This window comes from Sphingobium sp. FG125, assembly GCF_057809795.1.
The window spans coordinates 160845-185643 of record NZ_JBMDKQ010000006.1; the positions used below are offsets into that span (position 1 = coordinate 160845).

The following is a 24799-nucleotide window of genomic DNA, read 5'->3' on the forward strand; positions in this document are numbered from 1 at the left end:
TATCTGATATATAATGATAGTATCAGATATGCCATATGTGAATATGGGAAGAGTATGAAAAGATTGGCAGTCTATTGCGGATCGGCAACCCCAGCCGATCCCACTTTCATCGAAGCCGCCCGCCATGTCGGTCGCACCCTGGCCGCGCGCGGCATCGGCGTCGTCTATGGTGGTGGTCGCCTTGGCCTGATGGGCGCGGTGGCGGATGCTGCGCTGGACGCGGGGGGCGAGGTGATCGGCGTCATCCCCGAAGCGCTCGTTGGCGCGGAAGTCGCCCATCGCGGCTGCACGCAGCTGCACGTCGTCCAGACCATGCACCAGCGCAAGCAACTGTTCACCGACCTGTCGGACGGCTTCGTCACCCTGCCGGGCGGCGTCGGCACGATGGATGAGTTGTGGGAAGCGATCAGCTGGTCGCAACTGGGCTATCATCAAAAGCCGGTCGGCCTGCTCAATGTCGGCGGCTTCTATGACCAGTTGATCGGCTTCAACCGCCAGATGGTGGAGTCAGGCTTCATCCGCGCCCAACATGCGGGCATCCTGCTCCATGCCGACGGCATCGACACCCTGCTCGACGCCATGGCGGTCTATCAGCCGCACGAAACCATCTTCGCGATGAAGGCGGATCGGTTGTGATGGATCGCCCCTCCCCTTCAGGGGAGGGGTTGGGGTGGGGGAGTGCCCCAGGTGCTTTTCCCTCCCTGACCCTCGACCGCCCCGCCCTCGTCGCCCATGCCCAGGCGAGCATCGCGCGCGGCTCCAAATCCTTCGCCATGGCCTCCACCCTGTTCGACCGGCAGACGCGCGAACGCGCCTGGCTGCTCTATGCCTGGTGCCGCAAATGCGACGATATTGCCGACGGGCAGGACCATGGCGGTACGCTCACCGGCGTGACCGACGGGCAGGCGCGACTCTCGACCATCCGCGTGCTGACCGACATGGCGCTGCGGGGTGAGGCGACCGGCGACCCGGCCTTTGACGGTTTTGGCGTGGTGATGCGCGAATGTGCGATCCCCGCCCGCTATGCCCATGACCTGATCGAGGGGTTCGCGCTCGACGCCCGCGACTGGCGACCGCGCAGCCAGGACGACATGCTGCTTTATTGCTATCATGTCGCGGGTGCAGTCGGCTGCATGATGGCGGTGCTGATGGGGGTTGATCCTGACGACAGCGCGACGCTCGACCGCGCCTGCGATCTGGGACTGGCATTTCAGCTCGCCAATATCGCCCGCGACATTAGCGAGGATGAAGCGGCCGACCGCTGTTATTTGCCGCAAGAATGGCTGGCCGAAATGGACATCCCGCCCGGCGAGCATATGAAGCCATGGGTTCGCCCGCGCCTGGCCCGGCTGGGTCAGCGTATGGCAGACATGGCGGCGGCCTATGAACAAAGCGCCCGCCACGGCACCGGCGCACTCCCGCCCCGCGCGGCCTGGGCGGTGCTGGCCGCAGCAGGCATTTATGGCGACATCGCCCGCGAAGTGGCGCGGCGTGGCGAACAGGCGTGGGACCAGCGCGTCGTCACGCCCAAATCCGACAAGCTGTTATGGGTTGTGCGATCCGGCTGGCAGGTGATCGGCCGCGCCCGCCGCTGGCCCGCGACCACGCCGCGCCCAACGGGACTGTGGACCCGCCCCACCGCCTGACCCGCTTCTTCAGGACCAAAAAAAAGGCCGATGCTTTCGCATCGGCCCAAGGCATGTTCGCAGGAGGAACATAGTGGGGCGGGCGGGCCTTGTCCCTTTCGGGCGGCCCGCCCTGCCAAGTCTTACATATTATAGGCGCGCTCACCGTGGCTGGAGAGATCCAGACCCTGCTGTTCATCTTCGGCACTCGGACGCAGACCGATGGTCTTGTCGATGATGAAGAAGAGGATCGCGCTACCCACGCCGGACCATACGAGGGTCAACAGGACCGCCTTGATCTGGGTGATGACCTGACCGGAGATGCTGTAGGCCGAGGCATCGAAACCCGCCGGAAAGACGGTATAGTCGAAATAACCCTGACCGCCCAGCGCCGGAGAAGCGACGATGCCGGTGGCGATGGCGCCAACGATACCGCCGACGCAGTGGACACCGAACACGTCCAGGCTGTCGTCATAGCCGAGCTTCCCCTTCACGAAGGCGACGAAGATGTAGCAGATCGGCGAGACAACGAAGCCCAGGACAACCGAGGTCATAGGCGCGCCCAGACCCGCTGCCGGGGTGATGGCGACGAGGCCAGCGACAGCGCCGGTGACGGCACCCAGCAGCGAAGGCTTGCCATGGTGGAACTGTTCGACCAGCGCCCAGCTGACGGCAGCTGCGCAGGTGGCGACCATGGTGTTGATGAAGGCGACGCCGGTGACGGCATTGGCTTCCAGGTTGGAACCGGCGTTGAAGCCGAACCAGCCGACCCACAGCAGGCTTGCGCCGATCATGGTCATGACGAGCGAGTGCGGCGGCATGGGTTCCTTGGGGAAGCCAACGCGCTTGCCGATCATGAGGCAGCCAACCAGGCCAGCGATGCCCGCATTGATGTGGACGACGGTGCCGCCCGCGAAATCAAGCGCGCCCATGCCCCACAGGAAGCCGGTGTCGGTCGGTGCATCAGCCAGGAAGTCGGGGCCAGCCCAGTACCAGACCATGTGTGCGATCGGGAAATAGATCACGGTCAGCCAGGCGACCACGAACACGATCAGCGCCGAAAACTTCACACGTTCGGCAAAAGCGCCGACGATGAGGGCCGGGGTGATCATGGCAAAGGTCATCTGGAACACGACGAACACCAGTTCAGGCAGATAGACGTTATTGCTGAACGTCGCTGCATAAGTGGTGGCATCGACCCCCATCAGGAACGCCTTGGAGAAGTTGCCGATAAACGGATTATTGCTGGTGAAGGCGAGGCTGTAGCCCCAGCAGACCCAGACCAGGCCCGCGACCGACACGATCATGAAAACCTGCATCAGGACCGACAGCATATTCTTGCTGCGGACCAGACCGCCGTAAAAGAGGGCGAGGCCGGGGATCGACATCATCAGCACCAGAGCGGCGGAGATCAGCATCCAGGCGACGTCGCCCTTGTTGACCATGCCGGCCATGGCAGCGGCGTCAGGCGCCTTGATCGGGCCGGCAAATGCCGGCGACGCGGCGAGCAGGGTCAGGCCAAGCGCCCCCGCTACCCCGCAAAGTTTCTTGGAAAAGGTCATTATTTCCCCCTTCTTACAGCGCGGTTTCGCCGGTCTCGCCGGTGCGGATACGCACGGCCTGACCGACATCGAGGACGAAGATCTTGCCATCGCCGATGGCGCCCGAATTGGCGGCCGCCTGTGTCGCTTCCACGACGCGCGGCGCAAGGTCGTCGTCGCAGACCACCTCGATCTTGATCTTCGGGACCATGTTGGTGGAATATTCAGCGCCGCGATAGATTTCGGTCTGCCCCTTCTGGCGGCCAAAGCCCTTAACTTCGCTGACCGTCATACCTGCGATGCCGAGCGAGGAGAGTGCCTCGCGGACATCGTCAAGCTTGAACGGCTTGATGATAGCCATGACAAGTTTCATGTCGCCCCCTGTTACTGGTGTGCGGGGACTACTCAGCAAGAGCCGTGCCAATTTGTTAAACGCGGGTTAACGCGGGCTTGCGGCGCGGTGACCTGATAGACAGCGCCAAAAAAATGGGCAGCGTCGTTTCGATGCTCAAAAAATAGGCAGTATCAGCCTACCATTGCGCGCCTTCCGCAACGGCAACGGCTTCTTCGGGCAGCGTGGATCGCCCCAGCGCGACGTTGCGATGCGGGAAACGGCCAAAGCGGACGATGGTTGCGTGATGCTGCCGGGCAAAATCAATCGACCGGGTATCGCCTGCCCCTTCAAACAGGGTCAGCGACAGTTCCTGATCCTCCAGCGCCTCGCTATGCTGGAACGGCATGTAGAAGAACAGCCGCCCAGCGCCCCCGATCTGGATGTCATAGCCATGGGCAATCGCGCCGCGCGCCACCTCCCGCGCCAGCGGGTCGGTGGCATAGGCCTGCGCCGTATCGCGGGCCATGTTGCGCGGCAATTGATCGAACAGGATGACCGCAGCCAGCGCATCGTCGGCGCGGCCCAGGAAAGCGTCGGCGGGGAGAGCCTGCTTTTCGGCCCATAATGCGTGAAATCTTGCCCTACATTGATGATCAAGCGCGGGGTCATGACTGTACCAGCCAGCCTCGCCAACCTGGTTGAACCAGAAGTCGAGAATCGCCGCCGCCCAGTCGGCGGTCACGGGGTCATGGCTGTCGGTCAGCATGTTCATGAAGCTTATACCGATGACCCGCCCACCCGGTTCCGCGATCCGTAGCGGCAAAGCGTCAGGTCGCCGTGCCGCCGACCGTCAGTCCCTCCATCAGCAGGGTCGGCTGGCCGACGCCCGCAGGCACGCTCTGTCCGCCCTTGCCGCACATGCCGATGCCTTCATCCAGCGCCCAGTCATGGCCAATGCCGACCACCTTGGTCAGCGCGGTCGGCCCGTCGCCGATCAGCGTCGCGCCCTTGATAGGATCGCCCAGTCTGCCATTTTCGACCCTATAGGCCTCGGTGCAGGAAAAGACGAACTTGCCCGACACGATGTCGACCTGCCCGCCGCCAAAGCTTTTGGCAAAAATGCCCGATTTCATGCGCGACAGCAATTCTTCCGGGTCGTCATTGCCGCCTTTGATGAAGGTGTTGGTCATGCGTGGCATCGGGCCATGGGCATAGCTTTCGCGGCGACCATTGCCGGTCGGCTCGACCCCCATCAGCCGGGCGTTGAGCCGGTCCTGCATATAGCCTTTGAGGATGCCATCCTCGATCAGGATATTCTCCCGCGTCGGCGTGCCTTCATCGTCGATGGACAGCGATCCGCGACGATTGGCGATCGCGCCGTCATCGACCACGGTGACGCCCGGCGCCGCGACGCGCTGGCCGATGCGACCGGAAAAGGCGCTGGTGCCCTTGCGGTTGAAATCGCCCTCCAGCCCATGGCCGATCGCTTCATGCACCAGCACGCCGGGCCAGCCGGGGCCAAGCAGCACGGTCATTTCACCTGCCGGCGCAGCGACGGAGCGCAGATTGACCTGCGCCTGCGCCAGCGCTTCGTCGATCGCCCGGTTCCAGACGGCGGGTTCCATCACCTGATCGTAGAGATAGCGCCCGCCAATGCCGAAGCTGCCGGTCTCCCGGCGGCCATCCTCTTCCAGGATCAGTGAGACGTTGAGCCGCACCAGCGGGCGGATGTCGGTGGCGGTAAAGCCATCGGCGCGGACGATCTCCACCACCGACCAGCTCCCCGCCAGGCTGACCGACACCTGCGCGACGCGCGGATCGCGGGCGCGGGCGGCGGCGTCGATCGCGGCGCACAGCGTCACCTTCTCGGCGAAGGGGACGATTTCCAGCGGATTGGCGTCGGTATAGAGATGGCGGTTGGTGCGCTGGGGCGGGGGCGCTGCCGTGGTGGTGGCGGGATCGAGCAGGGTCAGCGTCTGCGCCGCCTTGCGGATCGCGGCTTCGCTGATGTCGTTGGCATGGGCAAAGCCGGTCATTTCGCCCGACACGCCGCGCAGGCCGAACCCGGCATCGGTCGAATAATCGGCGGTTTTCAGTCGCCCGTCATCGAAACCGAAACTCTCGCTGGCGCGATATTGCAGATAGAGTTCACCATCGTCGCAGCTTTTGAGCGCATCGGCGGTCAGGCGACGCGCGCCGTCGGGATCAAGCAGGCCGGGGCGATAGAGCAGGCCACGGGCGTCGGTGAAGTGGGCGGAGAGATCAGTCATGCCCCCGATATAGGGACGACATCATCCAGGCCCAAAGGAAAAGTTAGAGGCTGGCACCCGAAGCGATGTCGGGCAGGTTGCCGACGTCGCCGGTATCGGCAACGCCACCGGCCAGCACGAAGCGGCGGTCGCAATAGCCGCAATCGACATAGCCATGCTCGTCAATTTCCAGAAACACCCGCGGATGGCCGAGCGCGGCTGGAATATCGCCCGAACCGTCGCAGGAGACGCGGGACTTGGAGACTCGGAGGATTTCGGGCGGCTGGATCATGATCGCGGACCTAGCAGCGGCGACGCTGCGCTGCAATATGGGACAGGCGGCTACATCAGCGGCAGGCGCGGCCTTTTGCAGGGATTGTCCGTGCCGCCCTTCGCCGCCTTGGCCGCTGGCTTCCAATCGGCACAATCGCTGGCCGCCATCACCGCCAGCGGCGACAGCATCAGCAGGGCAGGGGCAATGGTGCCGCCAAGAAGGGCTGCAAAAGGCATGGCGCGATGGTGCCGCAGCGATGCTTGCCACAGGATGAACGATACGCAGGCGGTTTGATTATCGGCCTCCGCTCATGCTCGACCGTTTTGCGGGGCAGTGTCCCGAAAAACTGGTGGGCGATGACGGGCTCGAACCGCCGACATTCTCGGTGTAAACGAGACGCTCTACCAACTGAGCTAATCGCCCGCTCCTGCGGAGAAGCGTCTATCTAGGGAAAAATGCCGGGGCGTCAAGCCGGGAGTCAGGCCGTGAGCAGGCGGCGGCTGACCCCGAACCAGCGGATCAGTGCTTCGGCAGCCTCGTTGGCCAGCGCGATGAAGATGCGGCGACCGTCATGCGGATCGGCCTGTCGCTCGACCAGCCCTTTGTCGGTCAGGGTGCGAATCCAGCGCAGCGCAGTGGTGGGCGGCACGGCGGCGGCGATGCACAGGCTGGAAACGGACACGCGCTCATGTTCCAGCCTGGCGGCCAGCAGATCGAGCAGCATGTCCCAGGCGGGATCGGCGAACAGGTCGCCGGGCAGGAAATCGGCGCGGATGCGGCGGGCGCGCAGCAGGTCGCGAACCTGTGTGGCGGTGATGGCTGGCGCGTCGGTGCGCGTCGTTTCGCCGCCGATCGGGGCGAGTGCGGGCATCCCGATATAGTCGCTCGGCCGATCGGAAATACGCTGGCCCAGATCAAAGCTGGGGGTAGCCACCCGCGTCCGCTCCGTCAGCGCGTCGAGGGTGCGGGCAAGGCGACCGACTTCCTCGCTCAATTGTTGGAGCCGGGCGCTTTCGCGGTCGATTTCATGCACCTGGCCCGCCGCTGGCCGACGATCCCCGGCGGCGACCAGTGCGGCGGCCAGTTCGACCCGGTCGGGATCGCACAGCAATTGCGTATGCGGGCTGCGCAGGCAGGCGAAGGCGAGTTCGACCGTATCCCATCCGGCGACCAGGATGACCGCCATGCCAGCCTGGATCGCCTGGGTTTCCAGCTGCACCAGCAACCGTTCCAGCAGCGGGGTCATGGTGGGGCAAAAGACCAGCATCGTGTCACACTGCGCCTGAAGATCGAGCCGCACCGGCGCATCGGCCAGCGCGGTCAGCCCCAGCAGGCGGAAGCCTGCCGCCGCAGCGACCGGCTCCAGAGCGGGGGCATCGATCTGGTCGGCGATCACCAGCAGACTGGCGCGATCATCGCGCGGCGTCAGCGGTGCGCTATGGCTCGTCAGCGGCGAGGCGTAGGAAAAATCTTCCATCATGGTCCGAATCCCGTTCTAGCTTCGTTCTAAAGAATAAAGCAAGAACGGATCGATTCAGCCCTGCATATTCGCCATTTTGGACAGGGTCTGGAGCAATGGCTTCATTTGGTCATGGTAAAGGGGTGGCGGGGGCACATTTTCTGTCCAATTTGGCGGGAGGATGAAGGAAATTTCCTATTATTTTAGGACAGGGCAACATTCTCTCCAAAACGGAGTCAGTTGTCACACGGCGGTCGCGCGGGCGAATTCAATATAGAGCGCGCGTAGCCGCATCGCGACCGGGCCGGGGGTGCCGCTGCCGATGGTCTGGCCGTCGATGGTGACGACCGACTGGCACAGGGTCGATGCGCTGGTGATGAATGCCTCTTTCGCGGCCAGCGCTTGCGCGACGGTAAAGGGGCGGCGGATGACGGCCAGCCCGCTTTCGGCGGCCAGCGCCGTCAGCGCGTCGCCAGTGCAGCCCGCCAGCACCGCCTGCGAATAAGGGCGGGTAATGATGCCTTCGTCGGTGACGATGAAGGCGGTGGAGGAAGCGCCTTCGGTGACGAAGCCGTCCTCGACCAGCCAGGCTTCCTGCGCGCCCGCGTCGCGCGCGGCCTGCTTGGCCATCGCCTGGGCCAGCAGGCCAGTGCTTTTGATGTCGCGCCTTTTCCAGCGCAGGTCTGGCATCGTGGCCACCGCGATGCCGGTGGTGACGGCGGGGACGTTCAGGAAGGGCTTGTCCTGCACGAACAGGAACAGGGTCGGCGCGGTATCGGGCGAGGGCAGGAAGTCGCGGGTCGTGTCCGCGCCACGGGTGAGCTGAAGATAGACAAGGCCTTCATAGAGCGCATTGCGGGCAACGAGCTGCTTCTGCACCGCCTCAATCTCGGCAAGGCTGAACGGCAGGCCGATGCCGAGCGCGTCGGCAGAGCGTTGCAGCCGGGCGAGATGGCTGGCGCTGTCGACCAGCCCGCCATCGATCACCGCGGCGACCTCATAAATGCCGTCGGCAAACAGGAAACCGCGATCCAGCGGCGAAATCCGCGCCTGATCAAGCGGCAAAAAGGCACCATTGAGATAGGCGATCGACATGAAACGGGGCGGTCCCTGAACGGCGAATATCCCCTGCTTTTGCCGGTCGGGCGGGCAGGGTCAAGCGGCTTGGCGTCACATATTTCCTTGGCGCGGGACCGGTGATGGCCGCGGAACTTCGCTAAGTTCGCCCATATCGCGCATGAAGAATAGGCGCAAAGTCGGTCATCCGCTGGTGCGGGTTGGGGAGGGGCGGACGATGGGAAGGAGCCGCAGCGGGTATAGCAGGGGTGAGGGTCTGTAGGACAGGGTGGATGCTCCGTTTTTGCCTTCCCGCCTAAGCCGCTTTCCCCTGTAACGCCTTCTGCCGCCGCCGTTGCACGGACGATCCGATCCCCATCGCCTCGCGATATTTCGCGACCGTGCGGCGGGCTATGTCCATGCCCTTGGCGCGGAGCAGATCGACGAGGGTGTCGTCCGACAGGATGGCATGGGGTTCTTCGGCCATGATCAGCGTTTTGATGTGGCTCTTGACCGCTTCGGCGGACACCGCGCCGTCGCCTTCGGCATTGGACACGCCGCTGGTGAAGAAATATTTGAGTTCGAACTGGCCGCGCGGGCAGGAGAGATATTTGTTCGACGTTACGCGGCTGACGGTGGATTCATGCATGGCGATGGCGTCGGCGACGGTGCGCAGGGTCAGCGGCTTCAAATGCGCGACGCCCTTGCGGAAGAAATCCTCTTGGCAACGGACGATCTCGCTGGCGACCTTGATGATCGTTTTCTGCCGCTGGTCGAGCGCTTTCACCAGCCAGTTGGCGCTGGCGAGGCAGTCGGCGAGCCAGGCCTTGGCGCTCTTGTCCTGCTTGCCCGACGCCAGTTCGACATAGTAGCTGCGGTTGATGAGGACGCGAGGCAGGGTGGCGCTGTTGATCTCGATCGCCCAGCCATCGGCGGTGGGCCGCACGAACAGGTCGGGGGTGACCGGCGCGGCGCGATCGCTGGAAAAGCGCAGGCCCGGTTTGGGATCATAGCCGCGCAACTCGCGGATCATGTCGGCCATATCCTCCTCATCCACGCCGCAGATGCGGCGCAGCTGCGGCAGCGCGCCGCGCGCCAGCAGATCGAGATTGGCGAGCAATCGGGCCATGCAGGGATCGTGGCGGTCGGCCTCTTTGGCTTGCAGGGCGAGACATTCGGAGAGGGATCGCGCGCCAACCCCGGTGGGGTCGAACGTGTGGATGACGCCCAGCACCCGTTCGACATCGCAGAGCGGCAGGCCGAGCGCATGGGCGGTTTCGAGCAGATTGGCCTCCAGATAGCCCGCCGGGTCGATCTGGCCGATCAGCTGGCCCGCGACGATCAGGTCCATGCCCGACAAAGCGGCGCGGGCCTGATCCATCAGATGTTCCTGAAGGCTGGGTTCGGGATTGGCGAAACTGTCGAAATCGAGCGCTTCGCCGCTGCCGCCCGACAGCGCATCCATGCCGCTGCCGGTGCCATGGGCGCTGGCCATGCAATCGCCGGGGCCATCGTCGATGAAGGTTTCCGCGCCATAATCGACGTCGAGCGGGGAATCGCTGCCGCCCAGCCCCTGACCGATCAGGTCGTCGCTCGACCCGGTTTCCGCCGAAAGCGTCGGGCGATCGACATCGCGGTCGATGCCGTCGGGGGCGGGTATATCGTCAGGCGCGCTGCCGCTGTCGAGCAGCGGGTTCTTTTCCAGCTCACCCGCGACGAACGCCTCTATCTCCAGATTGGAGAGCGCCAGCAGCTTGATCGCCTGCTGGAGCTGCGGCGTCATCACCAGCGACTGGCTTTGGCGGATGTCGAGGCGTGGACCGAGCGCCATTAGAATAAGGTCCATTCAGGACAGTGAGCGCGTGCCACCATCATGTCAGAGCGAGAAATTCTCGCCCAAATAAAGGCGGCGGACGTCGGCATTGGCGACCAGTTCGGTCGGGCTGCCGGCAAACAGCATCTGGCCGCCATAGATGATGCAGGCGCGGTCGACGATTTCGAGCGTTTCGCGCACATTATGGTCGGTGATGAGGACGCCGATGCCGCGATTTTTAAGGTCCTTCACCAGATCGCGAATGTCGGCGATGGAGAGCGGGTCGATGCCCGCAAAAGGTTCGTCCAGCAGCACGATCGAGGGGTTGGCGGCCAGCGCGCGGGCGATTTCGCAGCGGCGCCGTTCGCCCCCCGACAGCGCCATCGCAGCCGAATCGCGCAGGCGCGTGAGGCCGAATTCGTCGAGCAGCTGTTCCAGCCGGGCGTCGCGCGCGGCGCGATCCGGCTCGGCCAGTTCCAGCACCGCGCTGATATTCTGCGCCACGGTCAGGCCACGAAAGATCGACGTTTCCTGCGGCAGATAGCCCAGGCCCAATATGGCGCGGCGATACATGGGCAGGCCGGTAATATCCTGACCATCAAGGATAATCCGGCCGCGATCGGGCCGGACCAGGCCCATGACCGAATAGAAGCAGGTCGTCTTGCCCGCGCCATTGGGGCCGAGCAGGCCGACCACTTCGCCCTTGCCCACGGTCAGCGACACGTCGGACAGGACGACGCGCTTGTCATAGCTTTTGGCGATCGAGATGACCGACAGGCCGTCGCCCAGCTCCTGCGGGGCCAGCGGGCGGTGGTCGGCGGCGGGCCGTTCCTGGGTGGTGACGTCGTGCATGGCTCGTCCATATTTGCAGCCAATGGATTGACCGCCGGTAAAAATTGACCCGCCCATGGGGCAGTTGGCATTCTTTGTGCATGGGAATGCCGCCGGGGCAAGGGGGAAAATGCCGGGCGGGGCTTTGGCGCGCCTAGCCGCGCACGGGAAGCGCCGTCTGATATTTGGTGACCGACAGCGCAAATTGCGACGATGCGCCCGCGACGGAGGGATGTTTGAGCAGGGTGCGCATCAGGAAATGCTCATAATCGGCGACGTTGGAGGCGACGACGCGCATCAGATAATCCCACTCGCCCGACATGGAATAGCATTCCATCACCTGGTCATGATCGCGCACGAACATTTCGAACGCGGCGATCGAGTCGCCGGAAAAATCCTTCATCCGCACATGGCAGAAGATGGTGACATCCTGCCCCAGCAATTGCGGATCGGCCAGCCGCACCGCGCCGCGCAGCACGCCTGCCTCCTCCAGCGCCTTCACCCTGCGCCAGCAGGACGGGCCGGTGCTGCCGACCCGTTCAGCGAGGTCTGCATTGCTGAGCGCGGCGTCGCGCTGCAACTCTGTAACGATGCGGCGATCGAGGGCGTCGAGTTCGATAAATTTCGTCATGTAATCGCAATTCTATGAAATGTAGTTACAACTATAGCCGAATAGTCGGTCATTTTGAAAAGCAATTTCGCGCCCGATTTGCGATGCTGTCGCCATGGCCGAAACCCCGCCCGATCATCCCGCGCACGCCGCGGAGGACTGGACCATCCCGCAGGACTGGGACCGCTACAGCGCGGCCGATCATGCGATGTGGGACCGATTGTTCGACCGGCAGGCGCATATGCTGCCGGGGCGGGTTGTGCCGGAATTCATCGCTGGCCTCGACATATTGCGGATGGACCAGCCGGGCATCCCGCGCTTCGACACGCTGTCGGATCGGCTGACGGCTGCGACGGGGTGGCAGGTGGTGGCGGTGCCGGGGCTGGTGCCGGACCGGATATTTTTCGATCATCTCGCCAATCGCCGCTTCCCCGCCGGGCGCTTCATCCGCACGCCGGAACAGGAAGATTATCTGGAGGAGCCGGACGTGTTTCACGACATATTCGGCCATGTCCCGCTGCTCGCCAATCCGGTGTTCGCCGATTATATGCAGGCCTATGGCCAGGGCGGGCTGCGCGCCGACGGGCTGGGCGCGATTGAGAAGCTGGCGCGGCTCTACTGGTACACGGTCGAATTCGGGCTGATCGCCACGCCGCAAGGCCTGCGCCTTTATGGCGCGGGGATCGTGTCGTCCAACGCCGAATCGCATTTCGCGCTGGAAGATCCCTCGCCCAACCGGCTGGGGTTCGATCTCCAGCGGCTGATGCGGACCCGCTACAAGATCGACGATTTCCAGCAGAGCTATTTCGTCATCGACAGTTTCGACCAGCTGTTGCGCCAGACGGTCGAGACCGATTTCGCGCCGCTTTATGCCGCGCTGGACCAGCAGAGCGATCTTAACACCGACACCATCCTGCCCGGCGACCGCATCTTTACCCGCGGGACGCAGGCCTATGCCCATAAGAAAATGCAAGAGGAGCCGATATGACTGCCAGCGCCGACAATCCCCTGGGCCTCAACGGTTTCGAGTTCGTCGAATTCACCTCGCCAGAGCCGCAAGCGATGGCTGCGCAGTTCGAGGCGCTGGGCTTTACCGCGACCCACCGGCACCCGACCAAGAATATCACCCGCTACAAGCAGGGGCGGATCAACCTGATGCTCAACCGCGACGATGCGGGTCGGGTCGCGGCGTTTCGCGGCATGCATGGCCCCTCGGCCAGCGCCATGGCGTTCCGTGTTGCCGACCCAAAGGGCGCGCTGCGATGGGCGCTGGCCAATGGCGCGCAGCCGACCGAGGAGGATGACACCGTCATCATGGGGATTGGCGGCGCGTACCTCTATTTCATGCCGGACGGGGGTGATCCCTATGCCAACTGGGCCGAGTTTCCCGGCTGGCGCGAGGCGGAGGCGCGCAACAATGTCGGCCTCGACCTGCTCGACCATCTGACCCATAATGTCCGGCGCGGGCAGATGCGGGTATGGAGCGAATTTTACCGCACCTTGTTCGGGTTCGAGGAACAGAAATTCTTTGATATTGAGGGCAAGGCGACGGGCCTGACCAGCCAGGCGATGATCGCACCGGACAAGGCGATCCGCATCCCGCTCAACGAAAGCAAGGATGACAATAGCCAGATCGAGGAATTCATCCGCGACTATCATGGTGAAGGCATCCAGCACCTCGCGCTGACCACCGACGATATCTACGCCACGGTCGAAAAACTGCGGGCGCGCGGGGTGCGGTTGCAGGACACGATCGAGACCTATTATGAACTGGTCGACAAACGCGTGCCGGGCCATGGCGAGGATTTGGAACGGTTGCGCGCGAACCGCATCCTGATCGACGGCGATGTCGAAAGCGAAGGGCTGTTGCTTCAAATCTTTACCGAGCCGATGTTCGGGCCGATCTTTTTCGAGATCATCCAGCGCAAGGGCAATGAAGGCTTTGGCAACGGTAATTTCCAGGCCTTGTTCGAGAGTATCGAACTGGACCAGATACGGCGCGGGGTGGTGAGCGTCGACGCCTGACATAAGAGACGCGAGGAGAGGATCGACATGCATTACCTCCCCGGCTGGGGCAATCATCATGTGAGCGAGGCGGTGGCCGGGGCGTTGCCGGCCGGGCGCAATTCGCCGCAGCGCGTGCCGTTCGGCCTCTATGCCGAGCAATTGTCCGGCACCGCCTTCACCGCGCCGCGTCACGAAAACCGGCGCAGCTGGCTCTACCGGCTGCGGCCCAGTGCCGGGCATCCGCCGTTCCGGCCCTATGCGCGCGAAACGCTGATCGCGTCGGGGCAGGTCGACACGCCCAACCGACTGCGCTGGAACCCGCCGCCAGCCGCCGGGGCAGGGGTGGATTTTGTCGATGGGTTGATCACCGTCGCGAGTAATGGCGACATCGGTGCGGGGACGGGCTGCGCGGTGCATCTCTATGCCGCCAGCGCGTCGATGGTCGATCGCGCCTTTTTCAGCGCTGATGGCGAGATGCTGATCCTGCCGCAGCAGGGGCGCCTGCGCATCGTTACCGAGATGGGGGTGCTGGAGGTTGCGCCGTTGCAGGTCGCGCTGATCCCGCGCGGGGTGCGCTTTCGCGTTGAACTGCCCGACGGCGCGGCGTGCGGCTATGTCTGCGAAAATCACGGGCAGCCGTTTCGCCTGCCGGACCTTGGACCGATCGGCTCCAACGGCCTCGCCAACGCCCGCGATTTCGAGGCACCGGTTGCCGCCTATGAAGATGTCGAGCGCCCGACGCAGATCGTGCAGAAATATGGCGGCACGCTCTGGGTCACCGATCTGGATCACAGCCCGTTCGATGTCGTCGCCTGGCACGGCAATCTGACGCCCTGTCGGTATGACCTGACCCGCTTCAACACGATCGGCACGGTCAGTTACGACCATCCCGATCCGTCGATCTTCACCGTGCTGACCAGCCCCAGCGATATGCCTGGCACCGCCAATGTCGATTTCGTCATCTTCCCGCCGCGCTGGATGGTGGCGGAGGATACGTTCCGCCCGCCCTGGTTCCACCGCAATGTGATGAGCGAATATATGGGTCTGCTCCAGGGCCAATATGATGCCAAGGCGGACGGCTTCGCGCCCGGCGGGGGCAGTCTCCACAACAGCATGTCGGGCCATGGGCCGGACGTCGATAGCTGGCGCAAGGCGGTGGATGCCGACCTGTCGCCCCAAAGGATAGAAGACATGATGGCGTTCATGATCGAGAGCCGTATGCCGTTCCGGCCGACCCGCTGGGCGATGGAAACGCCCTTGTTGCAGGGTGATTATGACGCCTGCTGGCAGGGCTTCCCCAAGGCGCAGCTGCCATGACGCGCTGGTGGACGACCGACGAGACGCATGATTCGGCGCGGACCAGTTGGGTCGAGAGCGCGCAGGGTCATGGTGATTTCCCGATCCAGAACCTGCCCTATGGCGTCTTTTCGCCCGCTGGCGGCGAGCCACGCATCGGCACGGCGATTGGTGACATGATCCTCGATCTCGCGGGCTGCGCTGGTGAAGGATTGATCGAAGAGGGCGGCGACACGCTGCTCCACCCCACGCTCAACGCGCTGATGGCGCTGCCGGGCGATACACGCCGCAGCCTGCGCCGGGCGATCAGCGCTTTGCTCTCCGACCCGGCGATGCAGGCGACGGTCACCTCGAATCTCCATGTCGCCCGCGATTGCACGCTGCATCTGCCCGCGCAAATCGGCGATTATAGCGACTTCTATGTCGGCATCCATCACGCCAATAATATCGGTCGCCAGTTCCGCCCGGACAATCCGCTGCTGCCCAATTATAAATATGTGCCGATCGGCTATCATGGCCGGGCCTCGTCGATCCGCCCGTCGGGTGAAGCGCTGGTGCGACCCTGCGGCCAGCGCAAGGCACCCGATGCCGACAGTCCCGTCTATGGCCCGACAGCGCGGCTGGATTATGAGCTGGAGTTGGGCGTGTGGGTCGGGCCGGGCAATGATCTGGGAAGGCCGATCGCGATCGGCGACGCAGCCGATCATATTGCGGGCTTCTGCTTGCTCAACGACTGGTCTGCGCGCGATTTTCAGGCATGGGAATATCAGCCGCTTGGGCCGTTCCTGGCCAAGAATTTCCATTCCACCATCTCGCCCTGGGTCGTCACCGCCGAAGCCATGGCCCCGTTCCGTATCGCCCAGCCAGCGCGGCCCGACGGCGATCCTGAACCCTTGCCCTATCTGGCCGATGCCGACGATCAAGCGCATGGCGCGCTTGGGCTGACGCTGGCAGTCTATCTCACCAGCGGCACGATGCGCGCGGAGGGCATGGCGCCGATGCGGCTCAGCCATGGTCCGGCCAGCAATATGTATTGGACGGTGCAGCAGATCGTCACCCACCATGCGTCCAATGGCTGCAACCTGATGCCCGGCGATCTGCTTGGCACCGGCACCATTTCCGCGCCGCTGCGAGAGGGCTTTGGTAGCCTGATGGAATTGTCGGCAGGCGGCAAGGAGCCGCTGACCCTGCCGACCGGCGAGACGCGCGCCTTTCTGGCCGATGGCGATGAGGTCATGTTGCGTGCGGTCGCGCGGGCGGATGGTTTTGTGCCGATCGGTTTTGGCGAGTGCCGGGCGCAGGTGCTACCGGCACGGGCATAGGAGGACGGCATGATCCTGCATGGCTATTATCGCTCCAGCGCCGCCTACCGGGTACGGATCGCGCTGAACCTCAAAGGCTTGGCCTATGCCGATGCCTACCACCAACTGCGGCTGGGCGAGCAGCGCGCACCGGACTATCTGGCGCTCAATCCGCAGGGGCTGGTCCCCGCGCTGGAGGTGGACGGTGCGGTGCTGACCCAGAGCATCGCCATTTGCGACTATCTCGATGAGGTCCACCCGGATCCGCCGCTACTGCCCGCCGACCCGGTCACACGGGCGCTTGTGCGCGCCTTTGCGCTGGCGATCGCGTGCGACATTCACCCGGTGCAGAATCTGAAGATATTGCGGCGGCTCCGCGCGCTGGGTCTGGATGAGGCGCAGGTGACGGGCTGGGGGCGTGAGACGATCGAGGATGGGCTGGCCGCCTGCGCGGCGCTGATCGCGGGGCGGCGCGGTCCCTATTGCTTCGGTGATCAGGTGACGCTGGCCGACATCTGCCTCGTGCCGCAACTCGTCAACGCCCGCCGCTTTGGCGCGCGCTTCGACTATGGCCGCATCCCCGCGATCGAAGCGGCCTGCCTCACGCTCCCCGCCTTTGCCCGCGCCGCGCCGGAAAACCAGCCCGACGCGGAATAGGCGTCAGTCCGAAAACAGCTTGAATTCGACCAGCCGCGTCGCTTTGCCCGCCGGTTGGGTCAGCAACAGGCGGACCTTGCTCGTGCGCACGACCGGCCAGCGCAGCGGGGTGACGCCATTGGCGATCGGGCTGCCCTTGGGCGTGGCGACGTCCTGCCAGCGATCGGCCATCCACGCCTGAAGCCGATAGGTGCGCGGCACCGCGAAACGCTGGCCATCAGCGAAGAAGGCCAGTTCTGCACGGCTGAGATCGGTGGGCTGGCCAAGGTCGATGGCATAATGTTGCTGCGCCGGGGTAGGAGCGGACGACCAGCCATTGGCCAGTTCGGGAAAAAACCATGTCCGCCCGTCAATCGCGTCATGGACATTTTCGGCGTCGCTGTTGCTGGACGCCGACCCCATCGGAAATTGGCTGCGGACCAGCTGCACCGCGCGGTTGATCGGGCGGGCGATGGTGGGGGCGGCGGCGCGGGGCAGGGGAATTTCGATACGGCCCAGCGTGTCGCGCTGGGCGACTTGCAGACCATCCACCTCGACCGCCAGCCCCTTGCCGCGCCGATAATGGCTGCCATTGGCGTCCCATGTCACCGCGATCCGGTGGCCATGATAGGGAATGTCCTGCACCCGGAACCAGCCGACCGCCTGGCTGTCGGCGGCATCAGGCAGCAGCGGATTGACCTCCAGCACATTGTCGGCGCGGGGGCGGATTCCGACCAGGCCGATCAGGATCAGGTCATTGAAACCGGAATGGAAATAATGGTGGCTGCGGTCCAGTCCGACGATCGGCCGGCCGGTTTCGGGGTGATAATCCTCCTCCAGATCGAGCTTGTCCCCCTGATAATGGAGCGCGGCATATTGACGCAGCAGCCGCATATAAGTGCTGCGCGTGATCGGGCCGGTATGGGTGCTATGGTCCAGCAGATTGGCCATGCCATGCAGCACCTGCGTCGTCTGATAGGGCCAGATGGGACCGTTCCACTGACATTCGGGGTCTTTGCCCAGATAGCGATATTGCTGCATATAATATTCGTAGCTGGCCTCGACGGTGCGCATCCCTGCCTTGCCTGCCAGCGACGCCGGATCGAGCAGATGCGCCCAGGCGGCGGCATATTTCGCATCATCGGGCACGATGTCGAACATCCAGGGCAGATAGCCGACCAGTTCCCGGTTGCGGATCGGCTGCCAGTAGCTGACAAATGCATTCTTGCGCGACTGATGCCGGTCGATGAAATGGCTGAGCCTGTCGCTCCACAGGTCGGCCAATATCCGCTGTTGCAGCGTGTCGGCACGGGCGGTGTAGGCGGCGGCCATGGCGGCGTCGCCGGTCAGCGTCGCCATCTTCGCGATCGCGCGGGCATTGGCGACCATATAGGCGTTGACCGAGGGGCGGAAGGCGTCGCCGCCCCGGAACCCGTCCTTGCCGCCCGATGCGTCGATCGAGGAGATGGTATATTCGGTCGCGTCCAGCAGCGGCTCGACGAAATATAGCCCCTTGTCGAAGTCATATTTGTCGTCCCACAGCCGGTAGATGTGGTTCATGACCGGCAGGTGCCGCACCGCCCCGGCCCGGTCGCCATCGACCAGATAGCGGCCCCAGACCGCGTCCGCCATATGATCGGTGAAATGCCGATCGTTCCCGCCGCTGCGATACATGAAGTTGATATAATCGTCGGCAAAGCGCCGGTCATTGAGCCAGCGCCCCTCGCCCAGATGAAAGCCGGTGGCGTCGTTCAGGCTGGCAAAGGGGTGGCGCTGCCAGTCGACATCGTCCAGAAACTCGGTCGAGATATAGCCGTCCGCGCCCAGATCACGCTGATGCGCACGATAAAGCTGCCAGCGATAATAATAGACCGCGTCGAGTTTCGGGTCGGCGGACTCAAAATAGGGGATGCGATCGCGATACCAGGGCGCGTCATTGCCAAAGTGCCGAGTGGCGATCGCGGCTGTGTCCATAGTCGGCGGAGGCGGCGCGGCCCCGATGCCGACCATCGCGGCCCCGGCCAGCAACAGCATCGTCATCGCGCGCATCGCATCCTCCGCAAAACAAATATGGCGGTCGTTCCGGGGTTGGAGAGAGACCCGGAACGACCGCCAGACATGGAAGGCGGCGAGGGGACGCCGCGTCCCACGGGGCGCTTAATTGAAGCTGTAGCGGACACCCAGAGCGAAGGTGCGCGCCAGCAGGGTGGTGCCCAGGTTAAACTGTTCCGGGCCGCCCACATCTTCAAACTTGTAATAGGTCTGCATCTTCGACCGGGTCAGGTTGACCGCGTCGAAGGTCAGGCCCAGGCGTTCGGTGACCTTGGCGGTCAACTGGAAGTCCAGGCTCTTTTCCGGCGCGCGCCATACGCCGATCGGGTTGGCGAACAGGCGTGCTTCGTTATTGGCCAGAAATTCCTTGCGCCAGACATAGGACAGACGCGCGCCGATCGGTCCACGTTCATAGGCGAGCGTGGCGTTATAGCTCATGTCGGACACGCCGAAGAAGGATGAGCTGGTCTGGCCGGTGACGTTGCCGTTGATGTCGACCAGCGGGATATTCTGCTTGGAATCGAGGATCGTCAGGCTGCCCTGGAACCCCAGACCTTTCAGCGGCCCAGGCAAATAGGTCGGGAAATAGGTCAGCCCCAGTTCCACGCCCTTGGATGCATTTTCCGGTCGGGTGATGAGGAAGCTGTTGGTGTTGAGGCCCGAACCCGGCACCGCGGTCAGCGAGGTGATCGGCACCACCAGCCCGTCAATTTCACGACGGAACAGGGTGGCATAGATCGCGCTGCTGCGTTCGAAATACCATTCCGCCGCCAAGTCGAAATTCTTTGACGTGGTCGGCCGCAGCCCCGGATTGCCGCGCCCGCCGGTGCCGTAACCAACATTGGTCAGGTCGCCGGTCAGCGTATAATTGGGGTTGAGGTCGGCAAAGGCCGGACGACGCAGTGTTTCACCATAGTTGAAGCGCAGGCGCAGATTGTCGAAAATCTCGTAGCGCGCGGTAAAGCTGGGCAGGAAGCGCTGCGTGCCTGATGCCGCCTGCGTCACCAGCGGCGGATTGCTGTAGCGATCGACGAAGGTGAAATTGGTATCGACCGCAACGAAGCGCACACCCGCCTGCAACTGGAGCGGGCGACCGAAGATCGAGACTTCGGCGTCAGCCTGCATATAGGCGGCCAGCGTGACTTCGTTGATGTCGAACACATCGGTCATCGTCATCTGGTCCGACAGCAGGATGCGGTCGGCATAGCGCGGATCATTCTTGTAGAGCTGACGGATGGTGTCGGCATTTTTCGACAGCCAGTAGCCGCTGGGCAGCACCCAGCTGGTCGGAATGTCGGCGCGGCCATCATAAAAGCCGCTGTTGGTGAACAATGCTTCGGCGGGCAGGGTGGACAGGTTCGCGCCCAGGCCGCCGGCATCCTGCGTGCGCACCGAATCGCGCGCCTTGCGATCGTCGTAACGGAAGCCGCCGCTGATCTTGCGGATGAAGCCTTCGTCCCACTCATAATCGCCGTCGAGCATGAAGGTCAGCGCGCTGCCCTTCGACTTGTTGGCGTTGTCGTAAAACTCGCCGATGGTCCACTGGGCGGGGTCCGCCAGCAGCGCGTCATCATCGAAATGATAGGAGGGGATGCCGCCACCGGCGTTGAAGTCGACGTCGATCGCCTTGGCGACGCGGGTGGTGCGCATCGCGATGAAGGACGTCTTGTTGGTGCTGCTCTGATAGGCGAGGTCGGCGACGATCTTGCCGCCTTCGCCGACATTCCACTTGCCGTTCAGCGCATAGACGTAGGAGTCGGTCTTGTTGGTGGCAAAATCGCCGCTGTTGAAGCCGAACACGTCGCCCGCGCGGCGCGACTTGATGATGTTGGTGCCGTCATACAGCTCGAAGGTCGAACCGGGGTTCGGACCCAGGCTGCCCCACCAGTCGGCGAAGCTGAACTGCAACGAGTTGAAGGTGTTGCCCTTGAACCCGTTGTAGAACATTTCGGCGGTATATTCCGAACTGTCATTGGGTGCCCACTGGACCGCAACGTTGAACGCGGGGCGTTCCCGCTTGCCGTACAGGTCGGAGCTGAAAATCGCGTCGCGCGAGAGATAATAGGGGACGTTGATGCCGTTGATGGGCAGCGTCGAACCGGCGGCTGATGAAAGACCGCGTTCCTGACCGGGCTGCCAGATAGTTTGGCCGGGCGCACGGCAATCGCCGGGCTGGATGCGTTCCAGCGGCACGAATGGATTGGGAGTGCCACCGCAGGTATGGTTCGGGCTGACGCTGGGCAGATTGCCTTCCGTGAGGAACGGCACCATCGCGCCCGCAGTCGTCGTCATGTCGCGGAACTTGGTGCGGGTATAGCTGCCGTTGATGAGGATGCCGATGTCGCCGATGCCGGTTTCCCAGCGGTTGCTGATCAGCAGCGCGGCGTTGGGATTATAGGTGTCGGCTTCTTCATTATAGATGCCGCGCGCCAGCGCCGACAGGGCAAAGCCGTCGAAGTCGAAGGGGCGGCGGGTCTTGACGTCGATCTGGCCAGCCAGACCGGTTTCAATCTGTTCGGCGGCGCGGGTCTTGTACACATCAACCTGACGGATCAGGTTGGCCGACAGATCCTGAAGCGCGAACGCCTGACCGGACGCGGTGAAGATGTTGCGACCGTTCAAGGTGGTCAGCGCATCGGGCAGGCCGCGGATCGAAATCGCGCCCGCTTCGCCGCCGGTGCGGTTGGTGACCTGAATGCCGGTGACGCGCTGGAGCGCTTCGATGACATTATTGTCGGGCAACTTGCCGACATCTTCGGCGACGATCGAATCGACGATCTGGACCGATTCCTTACGGACGTTGATCGCGCCGATCATCGAGGCGCGCACGCCGGTGACGACGATGTCGGCCGCGTCATCCTCTGCGGCGATCTGGGGTGCGGGGCTGGTCTGCGCCTGGGCGGTGGCGCCCAGCATCAGCGCGAACATGGATGCGGAACATAATGCGATCGGCCGACGTGCCATTTCAAATCCTCCCCTGCGGCTGGCCCATTCGCCATGCCTCAATTACTCAGACTAATTATTGCTCCGACAAATGGAGTGCAAGCGAAATTTTGTGGATGCGGCCTACAAAGGCGGTCGCGCCGTGACATTATTGCCGCAGGCTAGAGGGCGCGACGTTCCGGGCGCTTCTTGCGCGAAGGATGGGCAGGCGAAGGGCCGACCATCTATCGATGGCCGGCCCTTGTGGCTATCTATTTGTCAGAGCAGGTGAGCCGGTATCAGTCGGCGTGCCAGCGTGCCGCAGCGTCACGGCTGCGGACCAGACGAATCTGGCCATTGGCGACGCCGATCGCCTTGCCCGGCGTAGCGATGGCGGCGAAGCGGACAGTGTCGTGCCGGGCGTCGGTCAGGCGGACAAACTGGCTGCGCAGCGCAAAATCAGCGCTTTTGCTGTCGGGTTCCAGCGTGACCGCCCCGTCCTTGCCCGCGACCAGATAATGGCCGGGCATCAGGATCGGGGACAGCATGACGCTTTGCGGCCCGGCGCGGCCAGGTGTCTGGCGGAACTGGGTCTGGGCCAGAGCGGGGTTGCCCGCGATCAGACGGGTGCCGTCGTGCGCCAGCAGCAGCTTGGCGTCCGCGACCGACGCAAAGCGTTCGGGCAGCGGGCCATTGCCCACCGGCACGCCGAAATCGGGGGTGCCATCGGCGGTGTAATAGAGGCGCTGGACGCGGGTATGGCGGTCCGGGTTAAACAGCGGATCGCCCTGGATCGCCTCATAATCGCGGCCATGATAGACCAATATGTCGCGGCCCTGCTCATCCACGGTGAAGCTGTTGTGACCGGGACCGAACACGCTGGTTTCCCTGCACGTTGTGAAAACCGGCTGGGGCGATTTGGACCAGCTATTGGCGTCGAGCAGGTCGGCATTTTCGTCCGCGGTCAGCATCCCCAGACAATAGCGCGCGTCGGTGGCGCTGGCCGAATAGGTCATGAACAGGCGGCCATTGCGGTGCAGGATGGCGGGCGCTTCGGCGACCTTGTAGCCGCGAATTTCCCAGTCGAGCGTCGGCACGGTCAGGCGGGTCGCCTTGCCCGCCAGCTTCAGCGGCGATTCGAGCTTTGCTATGTACAGGTTACTGTTCGTCTCGATCCCCGGTTCGCGCTGCGCCCAGGCGAAATAGCGCTGGCCCTTGTGAACGAAGCTGGTCGAATCGAGGTTGAAACTATCCCAGGGTGCCTGGAATTGGCCGAGCAGGCTCCACTTGCCAGTTATCGGGTCCGGCCCGTCGCACAGCACCGCATAGGTGCGGATGCGGAACACATCCTCGCCCCCACCGCTGGGACCGGCGGCAAAATACATGATCCACTGGCCATTGATCTGGTGCAGTTCGGGTGCCCAGATGAAGCCGGACAAGGGGCCGGTCTTTTCATGCCGCCACAGCACCGCTTCGGTGGCGGTCGTCAGTCCCGCGATCGTCCTGGACCGGCGCAGCACCAGCCGGTCATATTCGGGTACGGAGCCGGTCAGATAATAATAGCCATCGTCATGACGGAAAACCTGCGCGTCGGCGCGCTGTTTGACGAGCGGGTTTTGCGGGCCGGCGACGGGTGCGTCGGCGACCTTGGCGCGTGCCATCATCGGCACGGCGGACAGGGCGGCGCTGCTGGCAATGAAGCCACGGCGGGACAGGGTGAAATTCATGTCATTCTCTCCGGTCGGTGCATCAATAATCGGCTTGCGGCCAGCCATCCGCGCCCCAGCGGACCGGCGCGATCCGCAGGGTGGGGGTGCCGTTCACTTGTTTGTCATAAGCGTGATAGACGACATAATCCTGGCCGTCCTTGTCATGCAGCCAGCCCGCATGGCCGGGACCACGGAAGCGTTGCTGCTCCTGAAGGTCGGCACGCAGGAAGATGCTGCCGCCGCCCTCCAGCATCGGGCTGCCATCCTTGCCCAGATAGGGACCGGTGATCGCCTTCGACCGGCCGATCACGGTGTAGTAGGTGCTGGCCGCGCCCTTGCAGCAATAATCATAGGAGGCCATCAGCCAATAATAGCCGCCATGGTCGATGATGAAGGGGGCTTCGACCGGGGCCGGGCCACCGGCGGGGGCAGGGCGGCGGGCGATGGCGACCGGCTTGGCCTTGGGATCTTTGGGCTTGCCGCTTTTGGGGTCCAGCTCGAACAGTTTGAGGCCCGTCCAGAAGCTGCCCAGCGAGAGCCAGTGGCGGCCTTCGCGGTCGATGATGAAATTGGGGTCGATCGCGTTAAAATCGTCGCTCTTGTTGGACATGACGACCAGCCCTTCGTCCCGCCACTGATAGTCGGGGGCTTTGGGGTCCAGCGTCGGACTGGTGGCAAGACCAATCGCCGATCGGTTCGATCCGAAGGTAGAGACCGAATAATAGAGGCGATAGCGGCCATCCACGAAACTGATGTCGGGCGCCCACATGCCGTCGCTGCCGGGTATTGCTTGTTTGGCCCAGTCGGGCAGCGCGGTGAAGATCGGTGCGCCTGCGGTCCAGTGAATAAGGTCGGGCGAGGTGCGCGTCTCGATCAGCCGCTTGCCATGGCCGGTGCTGAACACATGATAGATGTCGCCCTGCCGGATGATGACCGGATCATGGGTGGGCGTGAGGTCGCCGGTCAGGCGGCTGTTGAGCGTGTCGCGCGGCTGTGAAGCGGGCGGCTGGGCGCAGGCAGGGGCGGCGAGGAGGGCGATGCCCAGCCATGCCATGATCGTCGGTCGCCTCATGCAGGCCTCTCC

Annotated in this window: 22 protein-coding genes and 1 tRNA gene; 7 read left to right on the forward strand and 16 right to left on the reverse strand. The window is 63.7% G+C overall.

All coding sequences use genetic code 11. The features are described 5' to 3' along the window. The first annotated feature begins 54 nt into the window (after positions 1–54). Positions 55–636, forward strand: a complete 582-nt coding sequence (locus ACODSR_RS07920; protein WP_489075318.1) for an LOG family protein — start codon at positions 55–57, stop codon at positions 634–636. After that, on the forward strand, positions 636–1646 hold the full coding sequence (locus ACODSR_RS07925) for a phytoene/squalene synthase family protein (protein WP_489075320.1): 1011 nt from the start codon (positions 636–638) through the stop codon (positions 1644–1646). The genes ACODSR_RS07920 and ACODSR_RS07925 overlap by 1 nt, the downstream gene beginning before the upstream one ends. A 122-nt stretch (positions 1647–1768) precedes the next feature. On the opposite strand, the gene ACODSR_RS07930 is transcribed toward ACODSR_RS07925, so the two are convergent. The 12 genes from ACODSR_RS07930 to ACODSR_RS07985 form a co-directional block, all read right to left on the reverse strand. Continuing rightward, positions 1769–3187 (reverse strand): ammonium transporter, encoded by a 1419-nt coding sequence (locus ACODSR_RS07930; RefSeq protein ID WP_489075322.1) that lies wholly within the window; start codon positions 3185–3187, stop codon positions 1769–1771. A gap of 13 nt (positions 3188–3200) precedes the next feature. Further along, entirely contained in the window at positions 3201–3539 is a 339-nt protein-coding gene (locus ACODSR_RS07935) for a P-II family nitrogen regulator (RefSeq protein WP_004209785.1), read from the reverse strand. A gap of 157 nt (positions 3540–3696) precedes the next feature. Continuing rightward, positions 3697–4272, reverse strand: coding sequence for a DUF924 family protein (locus ACODSR_RS07940; protein WP_489075324.1), 576 nt, complete (start codon positions 4270–4272; stop codon positions 3697–3699). A 55-nt stretch (positions 4273–4327) separates the two neighbouring features. Beyond that, entirely contained in the window at positions 4328–5770 is a 1443-nt protein-coding gene (tldD, locus tag ACODSR_RS07945; RefSeq protein ID WP_489075326.1) for a metalloprotease TldD, read from the reverse strand. A gap of 43 nt (positions 5771–5813) precedes the next feature. Further along, on the reverse strand, positions 5814–6041 hold the full coding sequence (locus ACODSR_RS07950) for a zinc-finger domain-containing protein (protein WP_489075328.1): 228 nt from the start codon (positions 6039–6041) through the stop codon (positions 5814–5816). 50 nt (positions 6042–6091) lie between these two features. Then, entirely contained in the window at positions 6092–6259 is a 168-nt protein-coding gene (locus ACODSR_RS07955; protein ID WP_489075330.1) for a hypothetical protein, read from the reverse strand. 111 nt (positions 6260–6370) lie between these two features. Continuing rightward, positions 6371–6446 (reverse strand) — tRNA-Val (locus ACODSR_RS07960). A 55-nt stretch (positions 6447–6501) separates the two neighbouring features. Then, a complete protein-coding gene (locus tag ACODSR_RS07965) occupies positions 6502–7503 on the reverse strand; it encodes a MarR family transcriptional regulator (RefSeq protein WP_489075332.1) in 1002 nt (333 codons plus the stop codon). Between the two features lie 222 nt (positions 7504–7725). Then, on the reverse strand, positions 7726–8577 hold the full coding sequence (locus ACODSR_RS07970) for a D-amino-acid transaminase (RefSeq protein WP_489075334.1): 852 nt from the start codon (positions 8575–8577) through the stop codon (positions 7726–7728). A 277-nt stretch (positions 8578–8854) separates the two neighbouring features. Next, positions 8855–10369, reverse strand: a complete 1515-nt coding sequence (rpoN, locus tag ACODSR_RS07975) for an RNA polymerase factor sigma-54 (RefSeq protein ID WP_489075336.1) — start codon at positions 10367–10369, stop codon at positions 8855–8857. A gap of 45 nt (positions 10370–10414) precedes the next feature. Beyond that, entirely contained in the window at positions 10415–11203 is a 789-nt protein-coding gene (gene lptB, locus ACODSR_RS07980; RefSeq protein WP_489075338.1) for an LPS export ABC transporter ATP-binding protein, read from the reverse strand. A gap of 133 nt (positions 11204–11336) precedes the next feature. After that, on the reverse strand, positions 11337–11813 hold the full coding sequence (locus tag ACODSR_RS07985; protein WP_489075340.1) for an Lrp/AsnC family transcriptional regulator: 477 nt from the start codon (positions 11811–11813) through the stop codon (positions 11337–11339). Positions 11814–11907: 94 nt separating this feature from the next. Here ACODSR_RS07985 and phhA point away from each other — a divergent pair, with 94 nt between their 5' ends. From phhA to maiA, 5 genes are read left to right on the forward strand one after another with little or no spacing between them, the layout of a single operon-like run. After that, positions 11908–12780: a phenylalanine 4-monooxygenase gene (gene phhA / locus ACODSR_RS07990; protein ID WP_489075342.1), complete on the forward strand. Its 873-nt coding sequence runs from the start codon at positions 11908–11910 to the stop codon at positions 12778–12780. Continuing rightward, positions 12777–13817, forward strand: a complete 1041-nt coding sequence (gene hppD, locus ACODSR_RS07995) for a 4-hydroxyphenylpyruvate dioxygenase (RefSeq protein ID WP_489075344.1) — start codon at positions 12777–12779, stop codon at positions 13815–13817. The genes phhA and hppD overlap by 4 nt, the downstream gene beginning before the upstream one ends. Before the next feature lie 27 nt (positions 13818–13844). Then, complete coding sequence (gene hmgA, locus ACODSR_RS08000) at positions 13845–15116, forward strand: homogentisate 1,2-dioxygenase (protein ID WP_489075346.1); 1272 nt, start codon at positions 13845–13847, stop codon at positions 15114–15116. After that, positions 15113–16417: a fumarylacetoacetase gene (fahA, locus tag ACODSR_RS08005; protein ID WP_489075348.1), complete on the forward strand. Its 1305-nt coding sequence runs from the start codon at positions 15113–15115 to the stop codon at positions 16415–16417. The genes hmgA and fahA overlap by 4 nt, the downstream gene beginning before the upstream one ends. A gap of 9 nt (positions 16418–16426) precedes the next feature. After that, positions 16427–17053 (forward strand): maleylacetoacetate isomerase, encoded by a 627-nt coding sequence (gene maiA / locus ACODSR_RS08010; RefSeq protein ID WP_489075350.1) that lies wholly within the window; start codon positions 16427–16429, stop codon positions 17051–17053. 3 nt (positions 17054–17056) lie between these two features. On the opposite strand, the gene ACODSR_RS08015 is transcribed toward maiA, so the two are convergent. The 4 genes from ACODSR_RS08015 to ACODSR_RS08030 form a co-directional block, all read right to left on the reverse strand. Beyond that, positions 17057–19081: an MGH1-like glycoside hydrolase domain-containing protein gene (locus tag ACODSR_RS08015; RefSeq protein ID WP_489075352.1), complete on the reverse strand. Its 2025-nt coding sequence runs from the start codon at positions 19079–19081 to the stop codon at positions 17057–17059. Positions 19082–19189: 108 nt separating this feature from the next. After that, entirely contained in the window at positions 19190–22048 is a 2859-nt protein-coding gene (locus ACODSR_RS08020; RefSeq protein WP_489075354.1) for a TonB-dependent receptor, read from the reverse strand. Positions 22049–22305: 257 nt separating this feature from the next. Continuing rightward, positions 22306–23733 (reverse strand): family 43 glycosylhydrolase, encoded by a 1428-nt coding sequence (locus ACODSR_RS08025; RefSeq protein ID WP_489075356.1) that lies wholly within the window; start codon positions 23731–23733, stop codon positions 22306–22308. A 22-nt stretch (positions 23734–23755) separates the two neighbouring features. Continuing rightward, positions 23756–24787, reverse strand: coding sequence for an arabinan endo-1,5-alpha-L-arabinosidase (locus ACODSR_RS08030; protein ID WP_489075358.1), 1032 nt, complete (start codon positions 24785–24787; stop codon positions 23756–23758). Between the last annotated feature and the right edge of the window lie 12 nt (positions 24788–24799).

Excerpts from the sequence above, each read along its gene's own strand:
- ACODSR_RS07935 (WP_004209785.1), bottom strand. The coding sequence starts at position 3,539 with ATGAAACTTGTCATGGCTATCATCAAGCCGTTCAAGCTTGACGATGTC.
- ACODSR_RS07940 (WP_489075324.1), bottom strand. The coding sequence starts at position 4,272 with ATGAACATGCTGACCGACAGCCATGACCCCGTGACCGCCGACTGGGCG.
- ACODSR_RS07965 (WP_489075332.1), bottom strand. The coding sequence starts at position 7,503 with ATGATGGAAGATTTTTCCTACGCCTCGCCGCTGACGAGCCATAGCGCA.
- hmgA (WP_489075346.1), top strand. The coding sequence starts at position 13,845 with ATGCATTACCTCCCCGGCTGGGGCAATCATCATGTGAGCGAGGCGGTG.
- hppD (WP_489075344.1), top strand. The coding sequence starts at position 12,777 with ATGACTGCCAGCGCCGACAATCCCCTGGGCCTCAACGGTTTCGAGTTC.
- ACODSR_RS08025 (WP_489075356.1), bottom strand. The coding sequence starts at position 23,733 with ATGAATTTCACCCTGTCCCGCCGTGGCTTCATTGCCAGCAGCGCCGCC.
- ACODSR_RS08030 (WP_489075358.1), bottom strand. The coding sequence starts at position 24,787 with ATGAGGCGACCGACGATCATGGCATGGCTGGGCATCGCCCTCCTCGCC.
- maiA (WP_489075350.1), top strand. The coding sequence starts at position 16,427 with ATGATCCTGCATGGCTATTATCGCTCCAGCGCCGCCTACCGGGTACGG.
- ACODSR_RS08015 (WP_489075352.1), bottom strand. The coding sequence starts at position 19,081 with ATGCGCGCGATGACGATGCTGTTGCTGGCCGGGGCCGCGATGGTCGGC.
- ACODSR_RS07985 (WP_489075340.1), bottom strand. The coding sequence starts at position 11,813 with ATGACGAAATTTATCGAACTCGACGCCCTCGATCGCCGCATCGTTACA.
- ACODSR_RS07930 (WP_489075322.1), bottom strand. The coding sequence starts at position 3,187 with ATGACCTTTTCCAAGAAACTTTGCGGGGTAGCGGGGGCGCTTGGCCTG.
- tldD (WP_489075326.1), bottom strand. The coding sequence starts at position 5,770 with ATGACTGATCTCTCCGCCCACTTCACCGACGCCCGTGGCCTGCTCTAT.
- ACODSR_RS07920 (WP_489075318.1), top strand. The coding sequence starts at position 55 with ATGAAAAGATTGGCAGTCTATTGCGGATCGGCAACCCCAGCCGATCCC.
- lptB (WP_489075338.1), bottom strand. The coding sequence starts at position 11,203 with ATGCACGACGTCACCACCCAGGAACGGCCCGCCGCCGACCACCGCCCG.
- phhA (WP_489075342.1), top strand. The coding sequence starts at position 11,908 with ATGGCCGAAACCCCGCCCGATCATCCCGCGCACGCCGCGGAGGACTGG.
- fahA (WP_489075348.1), top strand. The coding sequence starts at position 15,113 with ATGACGCGCTGGTGGACGACCGACGAGACGCATGATTCGGCGCGGACC.
- ACODSR_RS07950 (WP_489075328.1), bottom strand. The coding sequence starts at position 6,041 with ATGATCCAGCCGCCCGAAATCCTCCGAGTCTCCAAGTCCCGCGTCTCC.
- ACODSR_RS07925 (WP_489075320.1), top strand. The coding sequence starts at position 636 with ATGGATCGCCCCTCCCCTTCAGGGGAGGGGTTGGGGTGGGGGAGTGCC.
- ACODSR_RS07955 (WP_489075330.1), bottom strand. The coding sequence starts at position 6,259 with ATGCCTTTTGCAGCCCTTCTTGGCGGCACCATTGCCCCTGCCCTGCTG.
- rpoN (WP_489075336.1), bottom strand. The coding sequence starts at position 10,369 with ATGGCGCTCGGTCCACGCCTCGACATCCGCCAAAGCCAGTCGCTGGTG.
- ACODSR_RS07970 (WP_489075334.1), bottom strand. The coding sequence starts at position 8,577 with ATGTCGATCGCCTATCTCAATGGTGCCTTTTTGCCGCTTGATCAGGCG.
- ACODSR_RS08020 (WP_489075354.1), bottom strand. The coding sequence starts at position 22,048 with ATGGCACGTCGGCCGATCGCATTATGTTCCGCATCCATGTTCGCGCTG.